Raw genomic sequence first — 5,404 nt, forward strand, 5'->3', positions numbered from 1 at the left:
AATCACCACCAGCAGCGAAAACGAGAACACATCTTTGTAGTCAGAATTCACCATGCCAGCGAACTGCGCTTCCGCGACGCCCAGCAGCAAACCTCCGAGCATCGCGCCTGGCAGTGAACCGATGCCGCCGAGCACCGCCGCAGTAAAGGCTTTGATGCCTATGATAAATCCGGCGTAAAAATCAAAGGTGCCATAATTCATGGTCACCAGCACGCCAGCCAATCCGGCCATCGCCGCACCAATCACGAACACCAGCGAGATAACGCGATCGGTATTGATACCGAGAATCGAGGCCATACGCCGATCCTGCTGCACCGCGCGGCAAATACGCCCGAGTTTGGTGTACTGGATAATCCAGGTCAGCAGCGCCATACCGCAAAATGCGGCGATCAGGATGAAGATTTTGGTCCAGGTGATTTGCACCACGCCGCCATCAAACTCCATGCGCAACACGCCTGTAAGCAGCGTGGGAATGCCCTGTTGATTCGGTCCCTGACTAAGCTGCACGTAGTTCTGCAGAATCAGCGACATACCGATCGCCGAAATCAGCGGTGCGAGGCGCGTCGAGTTACGCAGCGGCCGATAAGCGATACGCTCAATCGCCCAGCCGTAAGCCGAAGTGACAATGATGGTGAAAATTAAGGTGCCGAAAATCAGTAGCGGGAAGGAGTGAATGCCGAAAAAGCTGAGTAGCGATAAGCCAATGGCACACAGATAGGCGGAGATCATATACACCTCGCCGTGGGCGAAGTTGATCATGCCGATGATGCCGTAAACCATGGTGTAACCGATGGCGATCAGACCATATACGGCACCGAGCGTTAAACCGTTGATCAGCTGCTGTAAGAAGAAGGCGTCCATAATGTCGTCTCGTACTCAATGGGAGCGCACACCTCGCGCTCAATCGCGAATGGCCCCGCAGCGCGCGGGGCCGCGTGGCACATTACAGCTGGTGATACTTGCCTTTGTCGTCCCATTGATACACGACGTAATCCGACACTTTGAGATCGCCTTTACTGTCCCAGGCTTTTTTGCCCATCACGGTATCGACGCTGTTGGCTTTCAGCCAGTCGCTGGCCTTAGCGTTGTCTTTACCGGCCGCTTTGTAAGCAGCCGCCAGCGTTTGCACGGAGGCGTAGGCATACAAGGTGTAACCTTCTGGCTCAAATCCGCTGGCGCGGAATTTGTCGATCACCGCTTTGCCATCGGCGATGGTGCGCGGGTCATTGCCGAAGGTCATGTAGACGCCTTTGGTGTATTGCGGGCCGCCTGCTGCCGTCACCATCTCTTCAGTTACGATGCAGTCACCGGAGAAGAAGGCGGCATTAACGCCCTGCTCACGCATCTGGCGCACCAGCGGACCGGCCTCCGGATGACAGCCACCGAAATAGACCACGTCCGGTTTCAGCGCGCCAATTTTGGTTACCAACGCATTGAAATCTTTCTCACCGCGCGACAAGCCTTCATACAAAACTTCTTTCACACCACGCTTTTCAAGCGAGGCTTTGGTGGCATCCGCTAACCCCTGGCCGTAAGTGTCTTTGTCATGAATAATGACCACGTTCTTGGCTTTGAGCTTGTCGATGATGTAATCCGCAGCGATAGCGCCCTGCTGATCATCACGGCCACACATGCGGAACATGGTTTTCATGCCGCGTTCGGTAATTTTCGGGTTGGTTGATCCGGGGGTGATCGCCAGCACGCCGGCCTCATCATAGACTTCCGAGGCAGGCATGGTGGATGAGGAGCAGAAGTGGCCGACTACCGCCATCACCTTATCCTGATCAACCAGACGGTTAGCGACGGATACCGCCTGTTTCGGTTCACAAGCGTCATCGCCCTGCACCAGCACGATTTTCTCGCCGTTGATGCCGCCCGCCGCATTGATATCCTCCGCAGCCTGGCTCGCGCCTTTCCAGTATTGCGCGCCGTACGTCGCATTGGGCCCAGAGAACGGACCGGCCACACCAATTTTAATATCTGCCTGAGCGTAAAAGGCCACGCTTAAACAACCTGCAATCGCCACCTTCATTGGGTGTTTTATGAATTTCAAAGACATGCTTTCAATCCTCAACGGGTCAGGAACGGAGCCATACCACGGCATGGGAGAAATCAATTTCTGAAACTTTGGCAAAACAGCATGCGGCCCACAAACCCGTAGGGTCGCCATTCATGGCGACCTTCTTTCAGTAAAGACATCGATTCATTAAGGCCACGGTTGAAAACTAAGCAATAAGCTCGCCAATACCGCGAAGGTGGACGATTTATTACTCGGGCATCGCTCCAGAACAGGAGACACGCGATGTAACATCCCTGCTGATCATAAACATAGCTGTGGTTACGCCACACACCAGCACCGTGATGGTGCAGAATGCGGTCGATCACAGATTCTTCATCGTCGCGCTGGGTTTATCCGCTATGCTCTGGTGAAAACGGTCCACGTTTCCTGAAGGAGAACCCATGAATACACAACGGAACGGATTGAGCAGCCAGCAAGCGCTGGACGAATTAGAACGCCTGTACCATGCAGCCGTTGATGCGCTGCGCAACGCTATTCGCGATTTCACCACCAGCGGACAATTGCCGGATGAAGCCGCTCGCCAGCAAGGGCTGTTTGTTTATCCGCAGCTGAGCATCACCTGGCTGGGTGAAGGCCCGCAGAAAAATCGCACCCGCGCATGGGGACGTTTTACCCATACCGGCAGCTACAGCACCACCATCACGCGCCCGGCGCTGCTGCGCCACTATCTCAGCGAGCAGCTGCAGATGCTGGAGAAAGAGTACGACGTGCTGATTGAGGTCGCGCCATCACAGCAGGAAATTCCTTATCCTTATGTGATTGATGGCTTGTCACTGGACCGCTCAATGAGCGCCAGCATCGCACGCCATTTCCCGACCACCGAACTGTCGCAAATCGGTGATGAAACCGCCGACGGCCTGTTCCACGCCAATGCGATTTTCCCGCTGTCGCACTTTGACGCGCTGCGCACCGATTTCTCACTGGCTCGCCTGCGCCACTACACCGGCACCGGCGTAGAGCACTTCCAGCCGTTCGTGCTGTTCACTAACTACACGCGCTACGTTGACGAGTTCGTGCGCTGGGCGATTGAGCAAGTACAGGATCCCAACACGCATTACGACAGCCTGGCCTGCGCCGGTGAAGTGGTGATCACCGCCGATACTCAAGACCCGACGGCGATGATGTCCGATCTGGCGTGGAAGAAGCACCAAATGCCGGCTTGGCACCTGACATCACCGAATCGTCGCGGCATTACGCTGGTGAACATCGGCGTTGGCCCGTCCAATGCCAAAACCATCTGTGACCATCTGGCGGTGATTCGCCCGCACGCCTGGCTGATGATTGGCCACTGCGGTGGACTGCGCGAAAGCCAGACCATCGGCGACTATGTGCTGGCGCATGCCTACCTGCGCGACGACCACGTACTGGATAGCGTACTGCCGCCAGATATCCCAATCCCCAGCATCGCCGAAGTGCAGCGCGCACTGTATGACGCCACCAAAGCGGTGAGCGGCATGCCCGGTGAAGAAGTTAAGCAGCGCCTGCGCACCGGCACCGTGGTCACCACCGATGACCGTAACTGGGAGCTGCGTTACTCCGCTTCTGCGCTGCGCTTCAACCTGAGCCGCGCCGTTGCGGTTGATATGGAAAGCGCCACCATCGCCGCACAGGGTTACCGCTTCCGCGTGCCCTACGGCACCTTGCTATGCGTATCCGATAAACCGCTGCATGGCGAAATCAAGCTACCGGGCCAGGCAAACCGTTTCTACGAAGGTGCGATTTCAGAGCATCTGCAGATCGGCATCTGCGCGGTGGAACTGCTGCGAGCTGAAGGGGATAAGCTGCATTCAAGGAAGTTAAGAACCTTTAACGAGCCACCGTTCAGGTAATGATGATGGATTTCCGGCCCTTACAGGGCCGGAACACTGCACTAAAGCGCGTCATGACATTTTCAAAACGATATTCTGCACAAACCACGCCAGCACCAGAAGGCCGGTCGGGATCATGATTTTCCAGGTTATACTGTTATTGAAGGCAGATATTTTATCCTCCAACTGATTGAATCGTTGATCAACTCTTTCAAACTTCTCGTCAATCCTCTCGAATTTTTCATCTATTCTTTCGAACTTTTTATCGATTTTGTCGAATTTTTGGTCGAACTTCTCTTCCATCCGCTCAAACTTTTTATCGATACGCTGTTCCAGCGCCCCCAGCTCGCCCATGATCTCCACACGCATTACGCCCTGCTCGGCTCTGACCTTTTCGATATCCGCTTTGGTGGCAAAATGTTCTGAACGCGCCGTTAGCACCGCAACATCTGTCTGAATCTGCTGCGTGGTTTTTTCCAGCTGTTCAACCCGTTTGGTTAATTGTTCCATTTGATGATCTCCTTTGTTTCCAACGTCAAAAATAAGCGGTGGGAACACACGAGTTGTATTGCTAATGGGGTAATCCATCACCGAGTCCTCTTCCGTCGCGTTGCTCAATCGTTCCACCACGCCGTTAGTGAAACAGATTTGCGCAGCATTAACATTCCACGATCCCGCCATTCAAAGCACATTTTTTGCGGGCAGGTTTAAACAACACGCACAGCCTGGGCCGTTTTGAGATTGAAGGAAAGTGAGCATCAAAAAGGATTGCGAGGTGACACGCAGAAAATAAACGAAGGGATGCAACAGCAGACACGGAAGCCCGAGCGGGCTTCCGTTTAGTAACATTTACGCGCTCAGCCAGCCCAGTTTGATAACAAACAGAATCGACAGAATGATCAGCGCCGGGTTGACCTCTTTGGTGCGGCCGCTCAGCAGTTTCACCACTGTCCAGGTGATGAATCCGAAGGCAATACCGTTGGCAATCGAGTAGGTCAGCGGCATGGTCAGCGCAGTCACGGTTACCGGCGCGGCGGTGGTGATGTCTTTCCAGTCAATATCTGCCAGACCAGACGCCATCAGCACCGCAACAAACAGCAGCGCTGGCGCGGTGGCATAAACCGGTACGCTGCCCGCCAGCGGCGAGAAGAACAGGCTCAGCAGGAACAGAATCGCCACCACAATTGCCGTCAAACCGGTGCGGCCACCGGCGCTGACGCCCGCAGCAGATTCCACATAGCTGGTGGTGGTTGACGTACCGAGCAGCGAGCCGAACAGCGCGGCGGCGCTATCTGCGATCAACGCACGGCCCATTTTCGGCACGTTGCCCTGCTCATCCGCCAGTCCAGCACGCTTGGTCACACCCAACAAAGTGCCAGTATTATCGAACACGTCCACGAACAGGAAGGCGAAGATTACGCTCACCAGACCAACGTTAAAGGCACCCGCGATATCCAGCTGCATAAAGGTTGGCGCGATAGAAGGCGGAGCAGAGAACTCGCCGCCAAATGGCGTC

General features: G+C 55.0%; 5 protein-coding genes. 1 reads left to right on the forward strand and 4 read right to left on the reverse strand.

Annotation, left to right across the window (positions count from 1 at the left end; genetic code table 11):
* On the reverse strand, positions 1–861 hold an 861-nt coding region (locus RTY00_RS18860; protein WP_312665476.1), incomplete at its 3' end, for an ABC transporter permease subunit.
* Between the two features lie 82 nt (positions 862–943).
* A complete protein-coding gene (locus RTY00_RS18865) occupies positions 944–2,059 on the reverse strand; it encodes a branched-chain amino acid ABC transporter substrate-binding protein (protein ID WP_154189990.1) in 1,116 nt (371 codons plus the stop codon).
* Between the two features lie 401 nt (positions 2,060–2,460).
* Between RTY00_RS18865 and RTY00_RS18870 the strand changes: the two genes are divergently transcribed.
* Positions 2,461–3,909, forward strand: coding sequence for an AMP nucleosidase (locus RTY00_RS18870; RefSeq protein ID WP_312665478.1), 1,449 nt, complete (start codon positions 2,461–2,463; stop codon positions 3,907–3,909).
* 51 nt (positions 3,910–3,960) lie between these two features.
* Here RTY00_RS18870 and RTY00_RS18875 read toward each other — a convergent pair whose 3' ends face one another.
* Positions 3,961–4,569 (reverse strand): hypothetical protein, encoded by a 609-nt coding sequence (locus RTY00_RS18875; protein WP_312665479.1) that lies wholly within the window; start codon positions 4,567–4,569, stop codon positions 3,961–3,963.
* A 168-nt stretch (positions 4,570–4,737) separates the two neighbouring features.
* Positions 4,738–5,404: NCS2 family permease (locus RTY00_RS18880; protein WP_312665481.1), on the reverse strand; the 667-nt coding region annotated here is incomplete at its 5' end.

This window comes from Pantoea sp. CTOTU49201, assembly GCF_032054795.1.
GTDB lineage: Bacteria > Pseudomonadota > Gammaproteobacteria > Enterobacterales > Enterobacteriaceae > Pantoea > Pantoea symbiotica.